The following is a 21,537-nucleotide window of genomic DNA, read 5'->3' on the forward strand; positions in this document are numbered from 1 at the left end:
GTTCAATCTTCGATGGAGAGCATGGTAGCCGATGCCAAACGCGCCAGCGAGATCATCAAGAACCTGCGTGCCTTGTCGAAGAAATCGTCTCCCGTCGCGTCACACGTCAATTTGAACGAGGTTCTGGAAGAGACGGTTGCGCTGGTTCAAAGGGAAATCGACATCAATCGGGTCAGCCTAGAATTTGCTTTGGCTGCCGATCTCCCGCAGGTTTGTGGCGACAGGGTGCAATTGCAGCAAGTAATACTGAACCTCGTATTGAACGCCATTCAGGCGATGTCACAGGCATCAGAAAATATTCGGAAACTGCTCATCGAGTCGATCGCCGATGAACGTGCGGCCCTCGTGAAGATTCACGATAGCGGGCCGGGGCTTACACCTGAAACCCGGGAAAAGCTGTTCAGTGCCTTCTACACGACCAAGCCGGACGGCATGGGAATGGGCTTGTCAATTTGCCGCTCCATCGTGACTGCCCATGGAGGGAGCATTACCGCGAATTCCCTGCAGGGTGCGGGAACGACATTCGAATTCACCATTCCCGTAAAGACGGAGGCCAGTTGATGGTGAAGCCAACATCCCCACTTGTCTTTGTCGTTGACGACGACGTGCACATGCGGGAGGCGTTGCGCAATCTGTTTGAATCGGTCGGAATGGGTGTCGAGATGTTCGGTTCAACATCGGAACTCCTGGCTCGTCTTGCAAAGGGCACGCCGGAGTGCTGCCTTGTCCTGGATATCCGGCTTCCGGTGTCAGTGGCCTCGACTTTCAGAACCAGTTGGCGAAGATTGGCAACAACATTCCGATCGTCTTCATGACGGGCCACGGCGATGTTCCGATGTCGGTACGGGCGATGAAGGCGGGGGCGACCGATTTCCTCATCAAGCCGTTCCGCGACCAGGACATGCTCGATGCAGTTTCCAATGCGTTGGCGCTGGACCGGAGCCGCCGAGCTGCCGATGACGAAGTATCCGCGCTCATGACGTGTTATGAGACCCTGACAATGCGCGAACGCGAGGTGTTGGCCTTGGTGACCGACGGCCTCATGAACAAACAGATTGCCCACGAACTGGGCGTCAGTGAAATAACGGTAAAAATCCATCGCGGCCATGTGATGGAGAAGATGGGAGTGCGGCGTTTGCCGAGCTTGTAAAGGGATATGAGACGATCCTGCCTCGCCTGAAACCGTAATCGCTGGATATAAACCATTTAAACTTGAGTATGATTGAACTTCGTCGGGTACGGGCGCATTTGTCAGAAGTGTTGTTTAAAGCGCGTTGAGTACGAAAAAGGCTTTCCTTGTCCAACCTGAAATCCATAGCTGTCGTCGAGGACGACGCATCCCTGCTGGCTGCCTTGCAGAATCTGATCGGCTCCCATGGGCTCGATGTCCATGGTTTTGCAAACGCTGAAGCCTTTCTGGCCCAAAGAGACTCCATCGAAATTGACTGCCTGATAACGGACGTGCAGATGGAGGGGATGGGTGGGGTAGAACTCTTCGATACGCTGCGCAGGATTGGCGACACCACGCCCGTCATATTCATTACGGCATTCGAGGATGAGCGCATACACAGGCAGGTCATGGCAGCTGGGGCTATTGCCTATTTCAAAAAACCTTTTGATTGTGAAGAAGTGCTCGATCGCATCGAACATTGCCTGGCCCAGTGAACTTTGTCGAAGGCTCATTGAGCACCGTTGGAGATCTCCCCGATACACCAGCGGCGTCGCCGCACTGGACGCAATCCGCTAAGCCGATATCAGAGAGGATAATCACTTATAGAAGATGTAGTCGGCCGTGTAATCGGCACGCAGCTCTGATCCGACAGTCGGACACCCACCGGTCGGTCTAGCTCCGCCGACGGTGTTCACCCGTTGGACAAAACGTACCCCGCCAAGTATCCCCGATGAGGAAGAATCCCCCGACAGTAACAGCCAGGGAACCGCGCCCGGCTTCGGTGCGAGCTCGGTTACCAAGGCCTTGCCGACGACCTTGGAGCCGTCGTCCGCTTCCCATGTCGGACCGCCATAGTGCTTGGCGAACGGCCTGCCCCGTGCGTCGGTAAGCTCGGCCTCGGGGGCTTTGAAATCCCATTCGTTTGTGATCCCTTTTAAACGACAGACGTATATCTGAACGCCCTTCGCGGCGTACCTTCCTAGCAGCGTGGCACCTTGCGGAGGCGCAAGCTGTGCAGGAATGTCCTGAGCGACCGCGGAAACCGAAAAAACCGCAAGAGCAGCAAGAGTGAATAGCGAGCGAGTGAACATCGAGGGATTCCAATCCGGTGAACGATAATACGAAACCTCTGTCAAACGTTGCATCTCATGTCAGTCCCTTTGATGGGAGACCTTGCACTTGGCCGCGGTGAATTTTGTGCCCGTGGGGAGAAGCCGATGATCCGGAGATCAGAGCACCGGATGTCAGAACCGAGTTGAACGCGGCTGCAAGCATTCTGCTTCATTCTACCCTTCCTGGTGTTTCTCGCCCTCGACAACAAAAGACCGCCCAGAGGACGACCCAGGCGGTCTTTTGCGGACACAACGGAGGAATGTCCGTGCTTCAGCCGGGGGGAAACTGAAGCGTGGTAGCCGGGGGAACTACCAAGCCTATCGGTGTTCGACAAGCACAACAAAAGGGTTACAAACAATCTGCCCGAGGCGTAAGTATACATAGGTATCGGTTGCCTAAACGTGTCAGTAACTGGCATCCGCTCCCGACCTGGCCCCGCATAATTTTTATGCGGCCCTGTCGAAAAGCCCCAGCTTTCGAGCGCGCAATCGCGCCAAGCCCAACACACTGTCGATAAACGGCGTCGGCACGTCGACGATCTTTCCTATATCATGTGCTACCGTTAACAAGGCATCCAATTCAATGGGCTTTCCAGCTTCTGTGTCTTGCAGCATCGATGTTTTAAACGCGCCCAAGGACTTGGCTCGTCCGATCATGTCCGTTGTCGACATAGTCATCGGAATATTGATGGCCTCGCCTATCGCCGCAGCTTCCTGCATCATGTGGACGCAGAGTTCGTAAACCAGAGGATCATTGATGGTGATGTCGCTTGTCTCGCCCGTAAGCAGGCTGATCGGATTGATGCTGAGGTTACCCCACAATTTGTGCCAGATATCATTGCGTATGGCCGCGGTGACGTGACATGAAAACCCTGCCGTGTTGAGCAGGTCCTCGATTTCGTCCAGCCCGTCAACCTAGCTGTTGTCCGCATAGCCAATAATGAGCTTGTTTCCACCATTGTGCCGGATTTTTCCGGGCGCATCGACAGAGCAAGCCATGTAGACGACGCAGCCGACCGTCTGGACCCACATCCTCAAGCGATGGCGTTTTCACTGACACGATCACGTAATCCTGGGGTTCCAGTTGAGAGGGGTCATCGGTTGCCCGAACATGAACACGTTGAGCCTTGCCGTCTTTCATCAATTGGAGGCCGTCGTTCTTGATTGCCGCCAGCGTTGCGTCATGCGCGATGACGCTGACTTCGGCTCCTGCCAGTGCCAGAAGGACACCCATGGTCCTCCCAATAGCTCCAGCACCATAGATGCATACTTTTAAAGGTCGGGATTTCGTCATGGTGAGCATCGATGTTTTCACGGTCGTTTTGGATACCTAATGACCAAAATTGGGAATCACATGCGACAGAATCGCACTCAACCGCCTCGCGCAAAAAAAATAGCTCACTTGCATCCGCGCGGAAGACTTGGGGCCGAGAACCTCACGGCCCGTACACAATTCCATCACCAAACTCTGATTGGTCCGGAGCACTTACCGCCCCCACATCAAAGTAACTCCCCATGAAAAACAGAACATGATATTTAGGAGTGAATTATGAGAAAAACGGCAACAATTCTGGCGGTAGCGGCCTTGGGCGCTGTGATGGCAGTTGGCTCAGCGACAGAAACGATGGCACGCGGACACGGAGGCCGCGGCGGCGGTCACGAGTTCTTCAGAAGCCACGGCTTCCACGGTGGTCATCACTTTGGCGGATTTCATGGGAACCGCGGCCATTTCAACCACTATGGTTATCACAACCGAGGTCACTTCCGGGACTTCAGGCGCTTTGAATCTCACGATTATTACTGGGGAAACCCCTACTATTCGTGCGGATTCCCGTTTCTCTTCGGCGGAGGCTATCCTTACTGCCGGTAGTCAGCCAGCCCTTTGAAGAACCCTCCGAATGGGCTGATCTCCCATCGGCCAGCCCATTCGACGACTGATATGATCAACGCTTGATCAAGTAACTGTGTCTGCGAGCAGCGTCAATACGGGTGCTCAAGCGACCTTGCAAGAAGTTATACCTGACAAGTTGCGAGTAATGTCACTAAAACTACTGGATCAGTTTGCATAAACCATCGTATAATTAAAGCCTCTCACGCGCGCACCTAGATCTAGTTTGCTTTTGTATTGGATACGAAAGCTTACAAGTTAAGGAGTGAGTTATGAGAAAATCTGTAACAACCCTGGCGGTATTGGCCTTAGGAGCAATGGTAGCCGTCGGCTCGGCGACTGAATCAATGGCACATGGCGGTGGAGGAGGCGGACATGGCGGCGGTGGCAGCCATAGCGGGGATTCTGGCGGCGGTCATGGTTTCGGAGGTGGTGGCCGAGGTTTCGGTGGAAGAGGTGACCATGGTTTCGGTCGCGGCATCGGCGGTGGCGATCACAGCTTCGGCGGACGCTCCCATGGAGGTATGTTCGGTTCAGGTGGCATCTTCGGCAGTGCTCGTGGCGTGATGGCAAGTCATGATCGCTTTGATGGCCGCAGAGATCACTTTAGGGACTTCCGCCGCGACGATAATTACGGATACTGCGATCCCTACTTCTGTAACTGACAACTCAAATCCGGCTCCCCGGTAAAACGGGGGCCGGATTGGAAAGCAAACTCAGGAACGAGGTTGAAGGACGCAAATCGCGCGCCTTAACCTTGCCAATGCGGCCTTCGTGTCGCTCAAGCTGCGCAACTGTCATATTGCATATGCAAGCGCTCATAATACTGCGGATAGTGAATGCGAACCCATTCGCTTGCGCCGCGCAGGTATGCTATTTCCACAGCGTCGTAGAGTTGGTGTTCGAGTTCCTCAGTGCGGATTGCGGAAGGATCAGTTCTTTGAATCGTGCTCATGTTCAGTCCAATCATCTTTGACAATTTGCAGAATAAAAATACTGCCTCCAATGAAGTATGAACGGACGTCAGCGTTTTGAATTATACACTGGTTTGCATCAACTAAACGTTGGTTGTCATGAGGAAGTGGTGAGAAAAATATGTCGGACAGTCAGGAGCAACCTGACAGCATTAAAAGCTAGAAGACTTTTCCAGACTCTGAATCTCTTGCTGGCACGCTGCTTTCTGCCAACAAAATTCGAGCGTCGACGAGGCCACGCATGATGGTAACCGGCTGTCTGATTGCCGGTCTGCTTGTTGGATTTCGTCATCATGCTTTGCGCATTGCCCGCCAGCGACAATGACATCAAACAGACTATTCCCACCACGAGACCCAGCAGCAATTTTGTGGTTCTACAAAGAGGCATACTCGTTCTCCCTTCTTTCATTCTTCAGCGAGTTCATGAACATCAACTAATGTTCAGCTTGAGGGATATGTTCGAAATCGCCCTAACAAGGATCTGAGCTTCAACAAAGGCGGGGTGTTCCGTTTTCGCGTATCGGGAATTGCGAGATCGGGGCTGCGGTCGAAGCTTTGAATTTGTCTAGGGTAGAAAGCGACGACTTCGACGTAGCTGTCTTGCAGGAGCAGGACCCCGTCATACCCCAATCCTATCAATCTCTCGCGTGCATGCTCGATCGGCCGAAAAATTCTCGTGGCTGCGATCCACTCGTCGTACGAAACACGTTTATCAAGAACATAGGGGTTCTGCAGTGTCACCTTGGCGACGACCGGATCGAGACCGTTCGAATATTGCCGCTCAAGCTCCATATCGTTGGAGAAATAGAATCCGCGGCCGAATGCACCGCTGTCGTTGCACTCGCTAAAGTCGAAGCCTCTGAAATCGGCATCGGTGCCGTGGCACAGGATCAGAGTGAATGTGGACATCGTACGACCTCAGTGGAGACACCTGCGCTCGCCCAGCGAGGCGCTGTCGTCAAATCTCATGAGCAGCCGCTCGTAGTGCGTTGGGTGATTAAGACGAACCCATTCGGTCGCGCCATGAAGAAATGCTGCCTCAACGGCGCTGTCGAGGTTGGCTGTAAGGCCGTCTATGGTGACCTGGAGGCTTCGCGTTTGGTTGGCCGCCTGGGGAGTTTCTCCATTCATTGATCTATGAGGCATTTACGTTCCAATCAACATTTCTCGCCATGAGCGGTGTTGCCACAACAACAACGGATCGCCGCTGCAATCATTATAGTTTTGGGGAAACTGTCGGCGTTTTATATTATACCCTCGTATCAAACCGTTAGACATTGGTTCATGGTAAGCGAGCGGCGCACTTAGTCCGAGGCTCGGCCGATGGTCGCAGGGATATCCAACCGCGCCATCGATCGTTTTGGGGCACGGTAGAGTTCTGGTTCGGCGAACATCGTGATCTGGCCGCGAAGCAGTTCAGGAAAGAGCTACGGGCGCTGACCAGCTGCTTCCAGGATCAATTGGGTGATCTTGTCGGGATGGGAGATCAGCGAAAGATGGCTTGCCTTCACTTCTATCGTCTTGGCGCCCATTCGTTTCGCCATGAAGCGTTCGAGGTCCGGGTTGATTGTCCGGTCTTCCGTCGAAACAGCATAGAAACTCGGCTTCGAGCGCCAGGCTGCCTGCGTGGTCTTGCCGGTGAGAAGAGCTTTTTGGAACGGCTCCTGGACGGCATAAAGTACCTTGGCCTTTGCTTCAGGCAGGTCGCCCGCAAAGTCGTGCAGGAATGCAGTCTCGCTGAGGCGTCCTTCATCGCCGTCGAAAACGATGCCAGCGGTTGCCGGTGGCGTGGGGAATGTCTTGGCCAGCGCCGCGTAATCCTCGCCTGCGTCCGGTGCCCGCGCCGCGATGTAGACAAGCGCCGAGACATTGGGATGCACACCGGCTTCGCTGACAATCATCCCGGCAAAGGAATGTCCGACTAGAACTGTCGGGCCATCCTGCTGTGCCAGTACCCGCTGGACGGACGCAACCGCTTCGGGGAGCGTCGTCAGGGGATTTTGTACCGAGGTGGCATTGACGCCCGCCTTTTGCAATCGTGCGATCACCTCGGACCAGCATGATCCGTCGGCGAACAGACCGTGCGCGAAGACAACGTTGCGCGCCTTTGCCGGCACGGAAGCCGCAGCCATGCTGCGGGACGAGACCAGGGTGGCGGCGGCGCCGGCAACAAGGGCGGCTGAGAAAGTGCGTCTGTTCATCATCATGATTTGGTTCCTTTGTGTTGGACAATTTGATGGATGGTATGCGGACATGCAGTCTCAGAGTGGGAACCCGGAGCGGTAGGAATCGGTACGCAGCCAGGGCGTCGTAGCTTATCCGGTCGCGAGCCACTTGCGGATTCCTGCTACGGAACGGAAAGCGTCGGCGGCGTAGCTTTGAACGTCGGGAAGCGCTTCGCGCGCCATCTCGGCAAGCGCGTGCCCAGGCCCGAGATCCAGGGCGCGGTCGACGCCCGATTCGGAAAGGACGTCTAGGGTTGTAGCCCAATCGACTGGGGTTGCGACTTGGGCAGCCAGCTTCGCCGCTGCCGTTGCCACTGCGACGACGCGCTCGCCGTCGCCGCCGGCTAGCAGCAGGTGACCGGCTATCGGCTCAGCCAATATCTCGGTTGCCAGCGCCGCGCGCAGGGGGGCGACTGCGGTTGCGAGATGAGTTGTGTGGGAGGCGATTTTCACGGCGAGAAGATCGGCGCGCGCTGCGCCAGCCGCCAAGGCCGCGGCGCAGACCGCGATGACATCGGGCTCACGGCCGCCTACTATGAACAGATCGCCGGGATTGGTGATCGCGATCGCGCAATGATGAGATTCTGTCAAGCGCTCGATCGCCACCCGCCGCAACCCACGGACATAACCCAGCCGTCCGCCAATGCCTCCCGCGACGTCCATGGTGCGCGCGCGTTCGTCAGTGAGCCTCAAGGCAGTTGCCGCGGTCCAGATGCCCGCGATGCTCCAAGCGGCCATCTCGCCCACACTATAGCCGGTGACGGTGAGATGCTCCGGCAGAGCATCTTGAATGCAGGCATGCATCGTCAGCGCCGCCGTCACAGAGAGGATCTGGCTGGTGCGGTTAGTGGCTAGTCGATCGCTTGTGGCATTCTGCACCAGATGGCGCGGGTCTTCGCCAAGAAGGCGCGTGGCCTCCTCGAAGATCGCTGCCGCTTCCGGCCGGTCGGCAACGAGGCTGAACATATCCGCGGACTGCAGGCCTTGCCCGCCGCAAAGCAGAGCTAGCATGGTGCCTCCAGACGATCGACAAACAGCGCCATGGCCAAGAGGTCTGCGCACCCGCCAGGGCTAAGGTTGCGGGCGATGAAAGCTCCGTGAATAGCAGTGGCCCGGGCTTGCCAGTCCGTTTGTCCCACACCGCCTTCCGCCAGGAAGGTCGACGCCTGCGCCTGTGCGAAGGCCAGCCCGGCCGGTCCACCCCGATGCAGGAGATTGGTGTCTTCGACAGAAGCGATCAGAGCCATGCAGGCATGGACGCGCGCTGCCTCGTCGCTGCGAGAAAAAGCACGGCCGGCTCGAAGTGCGGGAAGGGCGATCTTGTAGACCGACGGTAGGCCCTGTGCGGCCTCGGTGCGAGCGCCACCAGAGCCATAGTATCGTGCCGCATTGGCGCCGTGGCTGTGTAAAGAAACCGGGCCCGTCAGAATAGCCTCTCCCCATCGCTCGGCGATGATCGCACCGAGCGAGCGGCGTACGCCGTAAACATGTCGAAAGCCGGCGGAGGCGGCAAGAAGCCCCAAGCCGAAGATTGCGCCACGATGAGTGTTCACACCGCTGGTTGCAGCGAGCATGGCACGTTCGGCGGCGATGCCGATGGCACGCAGGCGATCCATGCCAGCACCTACGGCGCCCGCCGCTGCGAGATCGGCAAGAAAGGGGGCGAGTGTTTCCGCGCTGCGGATCAGCAGCACGGCGTCCATGTCACAATGCGCGCCGTTGTCGATGTGACTGACAAGGCCCGGCTTCGGATGGGTCTCGACTTCCAGCCTCAGGCACAGTGCTGCGAGACGGCCGACATCTTCACTCGTGAATCTCGGCTCGAACGTATAGGCGGGCGAGGTCGTAGCGATCATTGCATGCCTCCCGCGAAGAATTCTGCCCGGGAGACAACCCGCACGTCGCGCGGTCCTTTGACGAGGACACTCTCTGCGCCGCCATCCCACAGTTCCCGCCATTGCACGGCGCCCGCTTTGCTATGGATCTCGCCGTCGATACGCATCAATGTGATCTCGGCAATGGCCGCGATGCCTTCAAGAAGGGCGTCGACATCGCCACCGGGCGGCAAATACCACAGTAGATCGAGGTCCGAGGCAGCGGAAAGGTAAGGCAACGCTGTAAGGCACTCCCAAGCCAGGCTGCCAAAGACCCGGGTAGTTGCATCAAGGCGGATCAACTGGGCGATGCATGGGTGCCAGCAGGCGGGTGCTGATAGGACGGCGGCGGACAGCAACGGCGGCGGATCTGCGCGCAGGATATCGTCCGGATTGAGCGTTACCGCGATGCGGCGTTTCCCCTGTGCGAGCGGCAGAGGAACACCGAGAGCCACCTTTCGCGCATCGTCGCTGCAGAGCGGCCGTCTGACGACAAGCGGATAGCCGGCATCGACCCATCCCGCTACGAGGGGCTCATTCGCCAGGTCGGGGCGCTGCACCATCAATTCGGCCCATGCGCGCGGCGAGGGTTTTACCATGGTGTGGCGCGGGAAAATCTCAGGCATGGGATGCCTCCTTTTCGACGCGCTCGGCAATGGAGGCCGCTTTTGGGCGCCCGCCACGGCTTTCTCCCAAGCGATCACGTGCGTCGTGGCTGATCTGCTCGGCCAGGAGTGCGAAAAATTGTTCGGCAAGCGATTGATCGGGGTTCCATACGCTGTGAATGGCGCCGGTCTGCGCCAGGTTTTCCAGACCTGGCGCGAACACCGGTGTCTTCTCGGCCTTCGCCTTCAGGACCTCAATCGGCAGTTTGGTGACACGTGCCATCGACGGCAGATCCATCACAGCCGGGTGCGCGCCCGGGAGTGCGACAAGCGTGCCGGTGGCCAGTGCGGTCGCAATGAAGGCGCCGGCAGCGCTACCGCCATAGAGCAGGCCGATGGTCCTATGACCCTGCGCCCCAGCCAGCAGCAGCGTCTTGGCCAAGTGGGTCAGGCATTCGCTGAGGCCCAGCAGTTCGTCACGCCGGCTCATCCGTTGACTGGAGGAATCGATCAGCACGAGAACGGGCCCAGCGCTCCCTTTGCGCGTAATCTCCAGCACATGGCCGGCAAGGATGAGCGCACCTTCGCAGCCGAGCGGGCTTTGACCGGCGATGCCGATGACATGAACCTTGATTGCGTTGATGATGCCGCTACCGGAGATCAGATTGTCTGTGACAGCCACCTCATGGCCGCCCGGGAACAGCGAAGCCAAGATATCAGCGAGCTCCATTGGCCGTCTCCCGCTTGTCCGCAATGCGTCGCAGAAATTCGTCGTTTGCAAGGCCTGGGATTTCGGTCGGCTCGCTGACGCCAATGTCTGTCCAGATATCAATGGCATCATGCGCCTTGCCGAAACGGTGGAGGCGGTGTTCGAGACGTTGCTGCTCGGCCTCCAGCACGTCGGCATCAAGCCGGCCGTTCTCAGCAAGCACAATGAGCGCAGCTTCGCGGAAGGCCAGGACATCGTCATCGGCGAAGGCATCGGCGCCGCCGATCAGATAGCGGTGCTTACCGCCCATCGTTCGCCAGACCAGGGCGCGGTCACGCGAGTCGAATTCCTCAACTCCCCTGTTTGTCTCGATCACTTCCGGACCGCTGACGCTGATGCGACCCTGTTCCGAAACGATCAAGGCAGAGCAGCAACCGGCGATCAGACTGCCACCGCCATAGCATCCGGCGCGGCCGCCGATCAGGCCGACGACCTGCACGCCAGCCATTCGCGCCTCGACGAGTGCGCGCATGATTTCGGCAATGGCGATTTCGCCGGCATTGGCCTCCTGCAGCCTGACACCACCGGTGTCGAACAGGATCAGCACAGGTTCTCGGAGCGATCGGGCGGCCCGCAGAAGGCCGGTGAGCTTGGCGCCATGCACTTCACCGAAAGCACCGCCCATGAAGCGTCCCTCCTGAGCCGCTACCAATATGCGGCGTCCTTCGAGAGTACCTCGACCGACGATGATGCCATCGTCGAATTGTTCCGGCAGATCGAAAATCGCCAGATGCGGGCTGCTCTCACGCTGCTCGGGGCCGATAAATTCTACGAAACTACCCGGATCGAGCAATGCTGCGACCCGCTGGCGTGCGCCGGCTTCATACCAACTGTTTGCAGATGTCATGCTTCAAGCTCCTCGATCAAACGGACACCTTGTGCGAGACGCAGGGAGACCATGTCCGGTCGTGCTCCGCCGTCATTGATCGAAATATGCAAGCCGCCCGCGGAGCGTCGCATCACGAAATCATCGATCACCGCTGCCCATACAGCCGCAAAACCGTGCACCGCCGTAGCGATATCAACTACGCAAACGTTCGCTGGTAAATCACGCTCGAGAAGAACTTCCAGATTGCCAGAGGCGACGACGCCGACGATGGCTCTTGCACGGGTACCGGCGGCGGCGGTTGATGCCTTCATTGTGAAACTGAGCTTTTCCAAGGGCTGATCTTCCTCTTCACCAATTCCGGAAGCGGCTCGGAGGCTGGTAAAGACCACCCGAGGCGAGCATGAGATCCTTGATCGAGCGTGCCGCCAGCATGCGGCGGTCCGCATCGAGCGGATCGATGCCGAGATCCTCCGGGCGGCGGATGACGCCGCGCGCGCGCAGCCGTTCGACCATCTTGCGGTCACGTGCCCGGCCGACATCGGTGTAACCGGCAACACCGCGGATTGCCTGTTCGCGCTCGTCGTTGTCGCGACAGAGCAAGAGGTTGGCGATTCCATCCTCGGTGATGATGTGACTGACGTCATCGCCGTAGATCATGACTGGCGCGAGATCGAGGTCGAGCTTGTCCGCAAGTTCCAGAGCATCGAGCCGTTCTACAAACAGCGGTACGTTCTTTTCGCCAAAGGTCTCGCCGATCTGTACCACCAGCTTACGCCCGCGGCGCAGGCCCGCTGCGGCATCGGGATCAGCATCAGCGCCGGCTTTCAGCCAGGGTTCGCTCGGATGGCGACGGCCGCGCGAATCGGACCCCATGTTGGGTGCACCGCCAAAACCCGCGATGCGGTTGGTCGTAACCGTCGAACTATGGCCCTGGAGATCGATCTGTAGAGTGGAGCCGATGAACATATCGCAGGCATAGAGCCCCGCGACCTGGCAATACGCGCGGTTGGAGCGGAGTGATCCATCCGGACCGGTAAAGAAGATGTCGGACCGCGCCGAGAGATAATTATCCATACCGACTTCGGAGCCGAAGCTGTGGATCTGCTCCACCCAGCCCGCCTCGATTGCCGGAATGAGCGTGGGATGCGGATTGAGCGCAAAATGCGTGCAGATCTTGCCCTTCAGACCAAGTTTTTCGCCATAGGTGGGCAATAGCAGCTCGATGGCGGCGGTGTTGAAGCCGATGCCATGGTTGAGACGGCGAACACCGTAGGGCGCATAGAGCCCCTTGATGGCGAGCATTGCCGTCAAGATCTGCGTCTCCGTGATCGCGGCCGGATCGCGGGTGAACAGCGGTTCGACATAGAACGGTTTCTTTGCGTCAACGACGAAATGGACCAAGTCTCCGGGGATATCGACGCGCGGCACCTTGTCGACGATCTCGGCCACTTGCGCCACAACCAAGCCACTCTTGAAGCTGGTTGCCTCCACGACAGTCGGTGTGTCCTCGGTGTTGGGGCCAGTGTAGAGGTTGCCATCCCGATCGGCGCTGACCGCGGCGATCAACGCCACCTGCGGCGTCAGATCGATGAAATAGCGGGCGAAGAGCTCCAGATAGGTATGGACGGCGCCGAGCTCGATCTTGCCACCGAACAGCATGCGCGCGATGCGCGTCGATTGCGGGCCCGAATAGGAGAAGTCCAGCCGCTTGGCGACGCCCTTTTCGAACACATCGAGATGCTCCGACAGCACGACGCCCGATTGCACCATGTGGAGATCATGGACCTTACCGGGATCGAGATTGGCAAGTGCCTTGGCGAGTATATGGGCTTGCTTCTGGTTATCGCCCTCCAGGCAGACGCGATCACCTGGCCGGAGGACTGCTTCCAGGAATCGAGGGAGGTCATCCAAGGCGACGCTTTTGCCGCAGGCATAGCGCTGGCCGGCATAGCGTCGCAGTGCGAGAGCCTCCTTTTGTGTACTCCAGTTCCGCATTTCTGGTACTCCGTGCACAACTTGTCCCAGTCTTAGCGAGGCAACGATCGAAGCTCTATTATACTTAGGTGTGGTCGCTAAAAGCCGAGCGGTGCTTAGAATGTGCGTCAGGCTGGCGGCCTATCGGATGACACCGCTTGGGCGTAGCCATCTGATAGAATTGCACGATGCCTCCGAGCAGCTAGTCGTGCGGGGTGATTTCCATGCCTGCGACGCCTTCAACCTCAAATTCCACGAGGGTATATATCGCGCCACTCACAATGGCTTCCTTGCCGAACAAGCGATTGCAGTTGCGCGCTAGGACTCCCCCGCTTTCTCAACTTTTGCCGAATTGCGATAAAAGCCCAAGGATCTCCGTGATCGCCGCCGTACTCCCGCCAGCAACCCGGGCTTTCAGCTCTCGGTTGCCGTTGGAAATGAGCGTTTCGAACCCCGTTTTTGCCAGTGCCGACGGGCACGGAAGAACATGCAATTGTGTAGAGCGCCCATCTGACGGGTATCGAGTGGGCTTCAATATCTGGAACAAAAAAATAAACCCATGGGGCTCGCTCCACCAGCAAAATTTGCTGAATAGCTCTTCAGGGTGCTTCGTCGGGATCGAGCTGCTGTGACAACTCGGTCGATCCTATAAGATCGACATACATGACGGTAAGTTGCCGTCGTTCGGCCTCCCGTAACCGCTATTCTGTGCGGTGTTTGAGTGTACCTATGGTCGCAAGGACCTTGCGACGCGCGCCGAGAGGGAGGCCCAGCTCTTTCAAGTCCCTGGTCATCAAGATGCCGGAGCGCGTCGCAGGTCGACTTCATTGAGGGTAAACGTCTCGACGTATTTATCCAGTCCCAGCTTGCCCAGCCATGAGGCGATGTCCGACATGACGACTACCTCGCTGTGTATCAGAGCCTATGGCCGTCGACGTAGCCATAAAAATTGCTTGCACCGAAAAAGACACCGTTAGCAGAATCGTTCTGCAGGCCCTCGGCCCAGGCATTTGCCTCTTCATCGGTCATGACGCCGGCTTTGGGTAGCAGTCGGCGGAAGGATTCAATAGCTGGTGCCCAAAAATCGGCTTGCCAATTTCGGCGAGAATGTAGGGAAACGTGGTGACGAGCTGCAACTCGGCCGCCTCAACAAGGCGGGGCATCTGCCGCATCACCCGTGGACTTGTAACTACGCCGCTGACGACTGCATTGTCATAGGCTTGTCCCTTGTCTGAATCGGCATGTCCGAATGTCAAGGAGGCGTAGTCGCCGTCGAAGATACCGATCATACCGCCGGATCGAACGAGCCGCGCTGCCTCCCTGAGAACAACTATCGGGTCGTCGACGTGGCTGAGCAAAGTGTGTGCCACAAGCGCCTCAAAGGAACCGTCGATGCACGTCGTCATGGACCGACTGCCTCGGCCACCAGCCCTGGCGTATGTCGTCCGCCGCGCAAGGAAATCGAGAAACCCAGCTCTAGACAGCCTAGTCGGCGAGATTGAGAGGGACACTGGCCGTCACGGAGGCCTTGCCCTTACTGGCTGATCGCGCCATCGCAGACACGTAAGCATAGGCCGATCGGCACGTCCTCGATCAATTCAGGCTGTCATCCCACAGACCACTAGCGAGTGCTTAAGCACTTGAAAATATCAGATTTGGATTGTGCGTCTAATCAGCAATGTCGGGCTAAAGCAAAATCAATAATAACTACCCGATTAAAGTGGTTCATTTCAACATGCCTGGGTTGAAGAAGTTGCAGCCCAAAGCTCTTGAAGCATCTGCCGAAGCAGAAGTGCTTCAGACCATCTATCGCTCATATCGTTGCCGTCCGGTCCGCTGATGGCGTAAGGTTTCGGCCCCAGCTCACACGTAAAAACCAACTCCGCCTCCGGCAAAGCACGACTACGCCAAATACGAATGCCGTGGTCCCACCATTCGAGGAACAAATTCACCCAAGGCCGATGGTGCGGAAACGAGATTTCGATCTGGACCTGTTCGCGCGATGCGACCCTGGCGTGGAAAGCCCACGTATTGTGTAATATGCGTTGAATCATAACGTGATTTTCCTGATCAACTGGAAAGCTGAATTCCCGGCCGACAAAAAAATGTGAGAGATCAGCCAACAGCGGCAGTTCGGGACGCCGATCCAGCAAATCCAGCGTGAAGAACAGGTCGGTCGTCATTCTGTCACGATGAGTTTCGATGAACACGGGAATTCGCGCTTCTTCCGCGAGACACATCCAGCCATCGAGAAGGGGAAGACAATCCTCTATCCGGCGCAGGCGGATATCGGGTTGCAGGTCGATATGGGTGACAGGAAATTCCGTAGCAAGCTCCAGCGGCAGACGCAAATCCTCGACGCTGCGTGGAAAACAGACGCCTTCGATCTTCAAACCCGTACCTTGAATGGTTTCGTGCAGCTGCAGAACGTCCCGTCGACTTGTATAGTGTGCACTGACACCGTCGAAACCAGCCTCTGAAATCATGGCGATATTCTCACGCAGACCGCGCTCGCGCCCGTCAGTGTGGCGGCGTTCCATGGCCCATAGCGATTGGAAGACAAGCAGTTTTTGCATCACGCGACTCGGGCGTTTCTTAAGAGCGTCTTGAGGTTCACACTTGGGTCCGCCAGTTCCAACGGGTTGGGGCTGACGCCTGTGCCGATCAGGATTTCGGCCAGCTTGATATCCTTTGCTATGCCGTTGCCGATGCCAAGACCCGCCGCAGCCACAAGACGCCCGCTGTCCAAGTAAAACTCCATCTCACCATCCGCGAGAGGGCGCACTACGGTTTGATGCCCGGCTTCCGGTGATCCTGTCACTTGCAGGCCAAGATCGTACTGATCGGACCAGAACCATGGGCTGGTAGCGAATGCGTTTTCCGCACCCACCATGTTTTGCGCCGCTATCTCTGCTTGGCTGCGCGCATTCCGCCAACTCTCGAACCGGATGTGCCTGCCTCCGGGTTGAAGCACCGCAGCGCAGTCGCCCGCAGCGAAGATATTAGACACACTGGTGCGAAGAAAAGCGTCTGTCAGGATACCGTTGCCAGTCGTAATTCCTGCCGCTTTCGCCAACTCAATCTCAGGCATTACACCGATAGCACTAACCACCATGTCCGCAGGTACCTCAGTGTCATCGGCCAGCACTACCGCGTCATGGTTGATCGCGGCGACACCTTGACCCAGGAAGAAGCGAACGCCTTCATCGACGTGCCTTGTACACAGCGCTTCTGCGAAACGCGCGGGAACGGCACGCCCTAGCGGCCTCGTTGCAGCTTCAACGATGCTGACAGCGATATCCTTGCCGCGCAGCACCGCTGCGAGTTCCATTCCAATCAAACCACCGCCGATGATTGCAACGGTCCGACCCGGCTCAGCATTGGAGAAAATCGCCTCGGCGTCGCCATGGGTTCGGAAATCGAGCGCGAGCTCTGCACCGGGACATGTGAGCTTTCTCGGACGTGCTCCCGCAAGTTCCGACAGTGTCCGCTGATCCAAATCCCGGCTGGATTGTGACCCTGGGTGCCGGCACCGAATTTGGTCCTACATTCGAAGGGTCGGGCGACAGTGATTTCAGCTTCGTTCCGAACTTCGACATCCGCCGGGCAAACCAGCCTGCAGGCCTCAGCGCTCCTGACGACAGTATTGACTTTACGGTACTCGAATTGGGCGGACTGGAGATAGGACCCGCCGCCAATATCAGAGGCAGCCGTTCACATTCGGATGTCCATGGCGTGCATGAGGTCAACTGGAGTGTCGATGTGGGCGCATTTGCACAATACTGGGTGATCGATAACCGGCTGCGCGTAAGAGCGGAAGCCCGCCAGGGCGTCCAGAGCGACGACGGCTTTGTCGCGGATCTCGCCATCGACTGGTTCCAACCTTTTGGCGACAAGTTTTTGCTCTCCGCCGGCCCCCGTGCATCATTCGCCGATGGGACCTACATGGAGAACAGCTTCGGCATCAGCCCTGGGGAAGCGCTCGCCAACGGCAGCCTTAGCGCGTTCTCACCGGACGCAGGCTTCAAATCCGTTGGTTTCGTGGTTGGTGCGACCTACCAGATCAATCCCAAAACGAGCCTCTTGGTCTACGACAAATACAACAGGCTCGTTGGCGATGCTGCGGACAGCCCCATCGTTACCGACATTGGAACGCCCGATCAGAATACCATCGGGATAGTGTTGAGCCGGTCGTTCCACATCGGGTTTTGACGCGGGGCGTCGGGATTCTACTGGACGATGTATCCGATACCGCGGACCGACTTGATGAAGTCGCTGCCGAGCTTCTTGCGCAAATTGTAGATCATCACTTCGGTGGTGTTGCTTTCCACTGCGCTTTCGGCGCTGTAGAGCGCATACTCGATATCGCTTTTTGTCACGTACTTTCCGGCACGCTCCACCAGGAGCATGAGCATCTGGAACTCTTTTGCCGTCATCGGGACCTGCCCCGAAGCATCGCGGACAACCATGGCGGCAGGATCGATTTCGACATTGCCGGATTTCAGCACGACTTGCGGGCGTCCGTCATGCCTTCGACACAAGGCCCTGAGGCGCGCCAGAAGTTCGTCCAGGTCGAACGGCTTGACGAGATAGTCGTCAGCGCCGCCGTCAAGTCCCTCGACCTTCTGCATCGGATTGTCCATGGCGGAGAGGAGCAATATCGGAACCGTGATGTTCTTTTGCCGTGCTGACCGGACAACCTCCAATCCACTGAGTTTAGGCAAGTTGAGTTCGAGAATGACGACGCTATAATTCAGGTCTTCAATCGCAGCGAGCCCGGACTCCCCGTCCTGTACCCAATCCACGCCATAGGAATGCTTCTCCAGCGCTCTCTTTAATACGGAACCGAGACTTGCGTCGTCTTCGATCAACAACAGTCGCATGCCGTCCTTGCCTCTGCATCAAAGCCGGTTGGGCAACTCATCACGGCATCTGCAATGTCTTTCAATAGTGCAGAAGGACGGGCAGCAGCCGACGCATGGGAACACCGTGGGCCACACCCGACCCGAAATCTTGAACAGAAATCGTGGATTTGGAAGGGGACATGCTCCGCGTGTGTCTTAGGATCAACGCTGTACCCGCCTCCTGAAGCAGCACTTCGCTCCTCTCGGTCAAACGACTGCAGACGCCGAATGGGTTCGGCCCGGGAAAGATCAGAGCAAACCCAATTGTAATGATTTAATTCAAGGAATGCACTTTTGCTGCAATCCAAAAACACTCGACGCTCACATGGTTTCGGATGGCATTATCGCGCACAGTGCCGCCGCCGACACGCATCCGGACCGGATGGCGAGTGTCCTCGTTGAGGCCGCGATTGACTCACCTTGGCGTGGACTTCGCTGGTGTGTCCGCCCATCAGTCTCGCGCAACCGCAAATACGAGGAACCTTCCGCGAACCAGCATCCGGGCCAGGGATTGATCTTGCATGATGCTCCCTAAACGCAGGGCCGGTCAGATTTCTTCCATCATCTTTTGCGGGGAAACGGGCAATGGTGTCCTTGTTTTGCCTGTAATAAACCCCGGCGGATTGAAAACCGGATGGTCGGATCGTCCAATTTGCGCAGCGTTTGATCAATTCCGCGAGCGCCGAAATGCTATGGTTGTTGGAGGGTCGATATTCGGCTGGAACGTCTGCAACACGCTTTTGGAGTGGATCGAAATGAAAGCCCTGTCACGTCGAAAGGTCCTGACTGCCGGAGCTGCAGGTGGTTTGCTGGCCGCAGCCACGACTGTGGCCCGCGCTGCAGATCAAGTGCCGCGGCCAAGTCGTGGCGCTGGACGAGTGGCAATATTACATCCAAGGGCAAGGCCGCATGGGGGTATTTGCGTCATCGGGTCAGGCCCGTACCTTCGACTTTCAACGTGGGTTATGTTCCCTATGCCATGGGGCACTATGTCGAGAACACCGGAAATGAGCCGCTGCGTTTTCTCGAAGTGTTCAAGAGCAGTTACTATGCCGATCTCTCACTCAATCAATGGCTAGCTCTCACACCGCCCGAGCTGTTGAAGGCTCACCTCAATCTTGAGCCGCAGGTAACAAACGCGCTGCAGAAAACCAAAAATCCCGTGCGCCCGTTAAGCTGAATGTTGCGGAGCCGCTTCCTCGGCGCCTTGAGCCTTCATTAAAACCTTGCGGACCAATGCGAAAACAGCGCGTCGGGAAGAGGGGCTGAACGCAAAGGAATCCAGAATGCTCCAAGTAACCGTGGCGGCTGGGATATTGCCGCCCGACTGCCAGTCGGACACGGCCCTCGACGTCATTTACGGTCCACACGTCAACAGCGCCATGATGTGCGAGATGCAGGGACAGTCCTTCGTCGCACGAGGCATCATCCTCGGCCGTTCGCCCGACGATACATGAAGATCAGGTGTCTCCCGTTAAAGCCCGAAGTTTGGAGACGCGAGGAAAACTTCCGTGCTTTGCGGAATACCGTCTCGGGGTCTTATGTCCGTTCCGCTAAGCTCCTTATCAATACAGACAGGCGTGCGTCGATATCGGTCCCGTGGCCAATGTGAGTTGTTCATTCAAGGAATGCGTTTTTGCTGCAATCCAAAACCGGCCGACCCTCGCATACTTGCGTACCCACTTCGAGGATGTTTTTTGCCGAGCCTCAAGAGAGACCCCTAAATTGGATGTGGTTTAGACGGTGACCGCCGGCTCAAGAAACTCATGCCCGCGCACGCGCCGCAAGAGATCGGCGTGCGCGTTGGTTCGCTCCTCGGCCGGACGCGATCGGCTGTACACAGAAAAGGACTTCCCGATGCCCCGAGTTTACCCGCGCGTAACAGCCAGTATAGGCGGAGTGCCGATCCGTGCCGTGCTCGCACCTTTCCCCATCGTATGGTTCATCGGGGCTCTGCTCACCGACATTACCTATTCGCGGACCGCGGAGATGATGTGGGCCGACTTCTCCGCATGGCTCGTCACAGTCGGCCTGATCATGGGGGCTCTCGCCTTCATAGCCACACTGGTCGATTTTCTGGGTGAGCCCCGCGTGCGGGTTCAGACATCCGTCCGCATCCATCTCATCGGCAGCGTGATCGTTTTGGTTTTGGCCCTTTTTAATATGTTCATACATACGCATGACGCATGGACTTCGGTTGTTCCCTGGGGACTGACTTTGTCTGCAATAACCGTTGTCGTGCTCCTGGTTACCGAGTGGATGGGCTTCGTCATGGTTTTCCGCGATGGCATAGGAGTCTCGGCGACGTCGGACCGTCCATTGTTGATCGAGAACCGGAGCCCGCCCGTTGAAGTCGCTCAAGGGGTTTGGCGCTTGGGGTAGGCCAGCACCGGAAAGGATACTCCGATGGAATGGATTCTCTATCGTTATTGGGTTTATCAAACGCTCCGTTACGACTACGGCGGTGCGGATGCCTGGAGATACAGTGCAGGGTACAAGCAGCACATGCTTGACGGGCTGACCCCGGAGATGGCCTTCGAATGGGAAAAGACCTTCGGCGTTGTCGAACGACCGTATTTCGGCAGTCCGTCTGACAATCAGCGTCAAAATCTCAGCGGATAGTTTTGATTCAACTGGAGGGATTTTGATGAGGAATAGTCATGAGAACCTTGATGTTCGTGCTTCTCGCCACAGCGCCTGCCGCGGCACATGATGCCCCGTCCGGGTGGGCTTATGGATTTGAATGCTGTTCCTCGATGGATTGTTTTGAGGAACAGGACCAAAACGTCGGCACAGAGTCGAGCGGCTTCCGGATCAAGAGCACGGGCGAAGTCATTCCCTATGCCGACAAGCGCGTAAAGATGTCCAAGGATGCCAAGTACCACAGGTGCACGAGGCTCGGCGATCCGAAGATGCCGAAGTCGATTTGCATTTATGTGCCGAACAACGGCTCGTGATGGAGCACGCGCGGAACCATCCGATCAAACGCGAGCAACTCTCGTTTAAGATTTATCGAAGGAACGGGTGACGCGGGTCATGACATCACTCTCGGGTCGGTTAGAGCCTGGAACGATAGCCGACGACATGAACCCCGTGAAGTTGGGGAATCGCATGTCAAGATTTTCACCTCTTGCTGCAGGACTCATTACCTCAGCGATTTTCCTGTTGGACACTTTGACGGAATTGGACATTGCCATCGCCGTCCTCTACGT

The 21,537-nt window shown here is 57.2% G+C and carries 27 protein-coding genes and 4 pseudogenes; 13 read left to right on the top strand and 18 right to left on the bottom strand.

The window, feature by feature from the left end:
* The 3 genes and pseudogenes from PHA01_RS28620 to PHA01_RS28630 all read left to right on the top strand — a co-directional run.
* On the top strand, positions 1 to 561 hold a 561-nt coding region (locus PHA01_RS28620; RefSeq protein WP_271899648.1), incomplete at its 5' end, for a sensor histidine kinase.
* A pseudogene (locus tag PHA01_RS29565) lies at positions 561 to 1,150 on the top strand (response regulator transcription factor). The gene PHA01_RS28620 and the pseudogene PHA01_RS29565, both read left to right, overlap by 1 nt.
* Before the next feature lie 146 nt (positions 1,151 to 1,296).
* Positions 1,297 to 1,665 (top strand): response regulator transcription factor, encoded by a 369-nt coding sequence (locus PHA01_RS28630; RefSeq protein WP_271899649.1) that lies wholly within the window; start codon positions 1,297 to 1,299, stop codon positions 1,663 to 1,665.
* Between the two features lie 102 nt (positions 1,666 to 1,767).
* Here the strand turns inward: PHA01_RS28630 and PHA01_RS28635 are convergent, their stop codons facing one another.
* From PHA01_RS28635 to PHA01_RS28645, 3 genes are all read right to left on the bottom strand, one after another.
* Positions 1,768 to 2,316 carry a DUF3455 domain-containing protein gene (locus PHA01_RS28635; protein WP_271899650.1) on the bottom strand — a complete coding sequence of 183 codons (549 nt, stop codon included), beginning with the start codon at positions 2,314 to 2,316 and terminating at the stop codon, positions 1,768 to 1,770.
* Positions 2,317 to 2,730: 414 nt separating this feature from the next.
* Positions 2,731 to 3,189 (bottom strand): ketopantoate reductase C-terminal domain-containing protein, encoded by a 459-nt coding sequence (locus PHA01_RS28640; protein WP_334312066.1) that lies wholly within the window; start codon positions 3,187 to 3,189, stop codon positions 2,731 to 2,733.
* A gap of 4 nt (positions 3,190 to 3,193) precedes the next feature.
* Positions 3,194 to 3,586: a ketopantoate reductase family protein gene (locus tag PHA01_RS28645; protein ID WP_334312063.1), complete on the bottom strand. Its 393-nt coding sequence runs from the start codon at positions 3,584 to 3,586 to the stop codon at positions 3,194 to 3,196.
* Positions 3,587 to 3,832: 246 nt separating this feature from the next.
* Between PHA01_RS28645 and PHA01_RS28650 the strand changes: the two genes are divergently transcribed.
* Both PHA01_RS28650 and PHA01_RS28655 read left to right on the top strand, forming a co-directional pair.
* Positions 3,833 to 4,153, top strand: coding sequence for a hypothetical protein (locus PHA01_RS28650; RefSeq protein ID WP_271899652.1), 321 nt, complete (start codon positions 3,833 to 3,835; stop codon positions 4,151 to 4,153).
* A gap of 393 nt (positions 4,154 to 4,546) precedes the next feature.
* Complete coding sequence (locus PHA01_RS28655; protein WP_271899653.1) at positions 4,547 to 4,738, top strand: hypothetical protein; 192 nt, start codon at positions 4,547 to 4,549, stop codon at positions 4,736 to 4,738.
* 214 nt (positions 4,739 to 4,952) lie between these two features.
* On the opposite strand, the gene PHA01_RS28660 is transcribed toward PHA01_RS28655, so the two are convergent.
* From PHA01_RS28660 to mdcA, 10 genes are all read right to left on the bottom strand, one after another.
* Positions 4,953 to 5,126 carry a hypothetical protein gene (locus tag PHA01_RS28660; protein WP_271899654.1) on the bottom strand — a complete coding sequence of 58 codons (174 nt, stop codon included), beginning with the start codon at positions 5,124 to 5,126 and terminating at the stop codon, positions 4,953 to 4,955.
* Between the two features lie 460 nt (positions 5,127 to 5,586).
* Complete coding sequence (locus PHA01_RS28665) at positions 5,587 to 6,054, bottom strand: ADP-ribosyltransferase-containing protein (RefSeq protein WP_271899655.1); 468 nt, start codon at positions 6,052 to 6,054, stop codon at positions 5,587 to 5,589.
* A gap of 518 nt (positions 6,055 to 6,572) precedes the next feature.
* Entirely contained in the window at positions 6,573 to 7,352 is a 780-nt protein-coding gene (locus tag PHA01_RS28670) for an alpha/beta fold hydrolase (RefSeq protein ID WP_271899656.1), read from the bottom strand.
* Between the two features lie 108 nt (positions 7,353 to 7,460).
* On the bottom strand, positions 7,461 to 8,381 hold the full coding sequence (locus PHA01_RS28675) for an ACP S-malonyltransferase (RefSeq protein ID WP_271899657.1): 921 nt from the start codon (positions 8,379 to 8,381) through the stop codon (positions 7,461 to 7,463).
* Complete coding sequence (gene mdcB / locus PHA01_RS28680; protein WP_271899658.1) at positions 8,375 to 9,226, bottom strand: triphosphoribosyl-dephospho-CoA synthase MdcB; 852 nt, start codon at positions 9,224 to 9,226, stop codon at positions 8,375 to 8,377. Before mdcB ends, PHA01_RS28675 begins: the two co-directional genes overlap by 7 nt.
* Positions 9,223 to 9,870 carry a malonate decarboxylase holo-[acyl-carrier-protein] synthase gene (mdcG, locus tag PHA01_RS28685; RefSeq protein WP_271899659.1) on the bottom strand — a complete coding sequence of 216 codons (648 nt, stop codon included), beginning with the start codon at positions 9,868 to 9,870 and terminating at the stop codon, positions 9,223 to 9,225. Before mdcG ends, mdcB begins: the two co-directional genes overlap by 4 nt.
* On the bottom strand, positions 9,863 to 10,579 hold the full coding sequence (locus PHA01_RS28690) for a biotin-independent malonate decarboxylase subunit gamma (protein WP_271899660.1): 717 nt from the start codon (positions 10,577 to 10,579) through the stop codon (positions 9,863 to 9,865). The genes mdcG and PHA01_RS28690 overlap by 8 nt, the downstream gene beginning before the upstream one ends.
* On the bottom strand, positions 10,566 to 11,465 hold the full coding sequence (locus tag PHA01_RS28695) for a biotin-independent malonate decarboxylase subunit beta (RefSeq protein WP_271899661.1): 900 nt from the start codon (positions 11,463 to 11,465) through the stop codon (positions 10,566 to 10,568). The genes PHA01_RS28690 and PHA01_RS28695 overlap by 14 nt, the downstream gene beginning before the upstream one ends.
* Positions 11,462 to 11,779 (bottom strand): malonate decarboxylase acyl carrier protein, encoded by a 318-nt coding sequence (gene mdcC / locus PHA01_RS28700; protein ID WP_271899662.1) that lies wholly within the window; start codon positions 11,777 to 11,779, stop codon positions 11,462 to 11,464. Before mdcC ends, PHA01_RS28695 begins: the two co-directional genes overlap by 4 nt.
* A gap of 16 nt (positions 11,780 to 11,795) precedes the next feature.
* On the bottom strand, positions 11,796 to 13,442 hold the full coding sequence (gene mdcA / locus PHA01_RS28705; protein WP_271899663.1) for a malonate decarboxylase subunit alpha: 1,647 nt from the start codon (positions 13,440 to 13,442) through the stop codon (positions 11,796 to 11,798).
* A gap of 100 nt (positions 13,443 to 13,542) precedes the next feature.
* Between mdcA and PHA01_RS28710 the strand changes: the two genes are divergently transcribed.
* Complete coding sequence (locus PHA01_RS28710; RefSeq protein WP_417021063.1) at positions 13,543 to 13,743, top strand: FCD domain-containing protein; 201 nt, start codon at positions 13,543 to 13,545, stop codon at positions 13,741 to 13,743.
* Between the two features lie 471 nt (positions 13,744 to 14,214).
* Here the strand turns inward: PHA01_RS28710 and PHA01_RS28715 are convergent, their stop codons facing one another.
* Both PHA01_RS28715 and PHA01_RS28720 read right to left on the bottom strand, forming a co-directional pair.
* Positions 14,215 to 14,316: an SAM domain-containing protein gene (locus PHA01_RS28715; protein WP_271899664.1), complete on the bottom strand. Its 102-nt coding sequence runs from the start codon at positions 14,314 to 14,316 to the stop codon at positions 14,215 to 14,217.
* Between the two features lie 130 nt (positions 14,317 to 14,446).
* A complete protein-coding gene (locus PHA01_RS28720) occupies positions 14,447 to 14,827 on the bottom strand; it encodes a methyltransferase domain-containing protein (RefSeq protein ID WP_271899665.1) in 381 nt (126 codons plus the stop codon).
* Here PHA01_RS28720 and PHA01_RS28725 point away from each other — a divergent pair.
* Positions 14,808 to 14,966: pseudogene (locus PHA01_RS28725) on the top strand (LysR family transcriptional regulator); the annotation flags it as partial. The gene PHA01_RS28720 and the pseudogene PHA01_RS28725 overlap by 20 nt on opposite strands.
* Before the next feature lie 185 nt (positions 14,967 to 15,151).
* Here the strand turns inward: PHA01_RS28725 and PHA01_RS28730 are convergent.
* A complete protein-coding gene (locus PHA01_RS28730; RefSeq protein WP_271899666.1) occupies positions 15,152 to 16,000 on the bottom strand; it encodes a sugar phosphate isomerase/epimerase family protein in 849 nt (282 codons plus the stop codon).
* Positions 15,997 to 16,890 (bottom strand): annotated as a pseudogene (locus tag PHA01_RS28735) (NAD(P)/FAD-dependent oxidoreductase); the annotation flags it as partial. The gene PHA01_RS28730 and the pseudogene PHA01_RS28735, both read right to left, overlap by 4 nt.
* Before the next feature lie 14 nt (positions 16,891 to 16,904).
* Between PHA01_RS28735 and PHA01_RS28740 the strand changes: the two are divergent.
* A complete protein-coding gene (locus PHA01_RS28740) occupies positions 16,905 to 17,633 on the top strand; it encodes a MipA/OmpV family protein (RefSeq protein WP_271899667.1) in 729 nt (242 codons plus the stop codon).
* Between the two features lie 17 nt (positions 17,634 to 17,650).
* On the opposite strand, the gene PHA01_RS28745 is transcribed toward PHA01_RS28740, so the two are convergent.
* Complete coding sequence (locus PHA01_RS28745) at positions 17,651 to 18,304, bottom strand: response regulator transcription factor (protein WP_271899668.1); 654 nt, start codon at positions 18,302 to 18,304, stop codon at positions 17,651 to 17,653.
* Positions 18,305 to 19,198: 894 nt separating this feature from the next.
* Here PHA01_RS28745 and PHA01_RS28750 point away from each other — a divergent pair.
* From PHA01_RS28750 to PHA01_RS28770, 5 genes and pseudogenes are all read left to right on the top strand, one after another.
* Positions 19,199 to 19,505 (top strand): annotated as a pseudogene (locus PHA01_RS28750) (cupin domain-containing protein); the annotation flags it as partial.
* A 106-nt stretch (positions 19,506 to 19,611) separates the two neighbouring features.
* Positions 19,612 to 19,782, top strand: coding sequence for a hypothetical protein (locus PHA01_RS28755; RefSeq protein WP_271899669.1), 171 nt, complete (start codon positions 19,612 to 19,614; stop codon positions 19,780 to 19,782).
* A 400-nt stretch (positions 19,783 to 20,182) separates the two neighbouring features.
* Positions 20,183 to 20,707, top strand: coding sequence for a DUF2231 domain-containing protein (locus tag PHA01_RS28760; protein WP_334312064.1), 525 nt, complete (start codon positions 20,183 to 20,185; stop codon positions 20,705 to 20,707).
* A 24-nt stretch (positions 20,708 to 20,731) separates the two neighbouring features.
* Positions 20,732 to 20,947 (top strand): hypothetical protein, encoded by a 216-nt coding sequence (locus PHA01_RS28765; RefSeq protein ID WP_271899670.1) that lies wholly within the window; start codon positions 20,732 to 20,734, stop codon positions 20,945 to 20,947.
* A 38-nt stretch (positions 20,948 to 20,985) separates the two neighbouring features.
* Positions 20,986 to 21,282: a hypothetical protein gene (locus PHA01_RS28770; protein WP_271899671.1), complete on the top strand. Its 297-nt coding sequence runs from the start codon at positions 20,986 to 20,988 to the stop codon at positions 21,280 to 21,282.
* The last annotated feature ends 255 nt before the right edge of the window (positions 21,283 to 21,537 follow it).

It is taken from the genome of Candidatus Phyllobacterium onerii, from assembly GCF_028331445.1.
Taxonomy (GTDB): Bacteria; Pseudomonadota; Alphaproteobacteria; order Rhizobiales; family Rhizobiaceae; genus Phyllobacterium; species Phyllobacterium onerii.

Coding starts and splice junctions, on each gene's coding strand:
- PHA01_RS28715 (WP_271899664.1), bottom strand. CDS start 14,316: ATGTCGGACATCGCCTCATGGCTGGGCAAGCTGGGACTGGATAAATAC.
- PHA01_RS28665 (WP_271899655.1), bottom strand. CDS start 6,054: ATGTCCACATTCACTCTGATCCTGTGCCACGGCACCGATGCCGATTTC.
- PHA01_RS28655 (WP_271899653.1), top strand. CDS start 4,547: ATGGCGGCGGTGGCAGCCATAGCGGGGATTCTGGCGGCGGTCATGGTT.
- PHA01_RS28635 (WP_271899650.1), bottom strand. CDS start 2,316: ATGCAACGTTTGACAGAGGTTTCGTATTATCGTTCACCGGATTGGAAT.
- PHA01_RS28675 (WP_271899657.1), bottom strand. CDS start 8,381: ATGCTAGCTCTGCTTTGCGGCGGGCAAGGCCTGCAGTCCGCGGATATG.
- PHA01_RS28660 (WP_271899654.1), bottom strand. CDS start 5,126: ATGAGCACGATTCAAAGAACTGATCCTTCCGCAATCCGCACTGAGGAA.
- PHA01_RS28760 (WP_334312064.1), top strand. CDS start 20,183: ATGCCCCGAGTTTACCCGCGCGTAACAGCCAGTATAGGCGGAGTGCCG.
- PHA01_RS28745 (WP_271899668.1), bottom strand. CDS start 18,304: ATGCGACTGTTGTTGATCGAAGACGACGCAAGTCTCGGTTCCGTATTA.
- mdcG (WP_271899659.1), bottom strand. CDS start 9,870: ATGCCTGAGATTTTCCCGCGCCACACCATGGTAAAACCCTCGCCGCGC.
- PHA01_RS28690 (WP_271899660.1), bottom strand. CDS start 10,579: ATGGAGCTCGCTGATATCTTGGCTTCGCTGTTCCCGGGCGGCCATGAG.
- mdcB (WP_271899658.1), bottom strand. CDS start 9,226: ATGATCGCTACGACCTCGCCCGCCTATACGTTCGAGCCGAGATTCACG.
- PHA01_RS28765 (WP_271899670.1), top strand. CDS start 20,732: ATGGAATGGATTCTCTATCGTTATTGGGTTTATCAAACGCTCCGTTAC.
- PHA01_RS28770 (WP_271899671.1), top strand. CDS start 20,986: ATGAGAACCTTGATGTTCGTGCTTCTCGCCACAGCGCCTGCCGCGGCA.
- PHA01_RS28650 (WP_271899652.1), top strand. CDS start 3,833: ATGAGAAAAACGGCAACAATTCTGGCGGTAGCGGCCTTGGGCGCTGTG.
- PHA01_RS28720 (WP_271899665.1), bottom strand. CDS start 14,827: ATGACGACGTGCATCGACGGTTCCTTTGAGGCGCTTGTGGCACACACT.
- PHA01_RS28695 (WP_271899661.1), bottom strand. CDS start 11,465: ATGACATCTGCAAACAGTTGGTATGAAGCCGGCGCACGCCAGCGGGTC.
- PHA01_RS28670 (WP_271899656.1), bottom strand. CDS start 7,352: ATGATGATGAACAGACGCACTTTCTCAGCCGCCCTTGTTGCCGGCGCC.
- PHA01_RS28645 (WP_334312063.1), bottom strand. CDS start 3,586: ATGCTCACCATGACGAAATCCCGACCTTTAAAAGTATGCATCTATGGT.
- mdcA (WP_271899663.1), bottom strand. CDS start 13,442: ATGCGGAACTGGAGTACACAAAAGGAGGCTCTCGCACTGCGACGCTAT.
- PHA01_RS28710 (WP_417021063.1), top strand. CDS start 13,543: ATGTGCGTCAGGCTGGCGGCCTATCGGATGACACCGCTTGGGCGTAGC.
- PHA01_RS28755 (WP_271899669.1), top strand. CDS start 19,612: ATGCTCCAAGTAACCGTGGCGGCTGGGATATTGCCGCCCGACTGCCAG.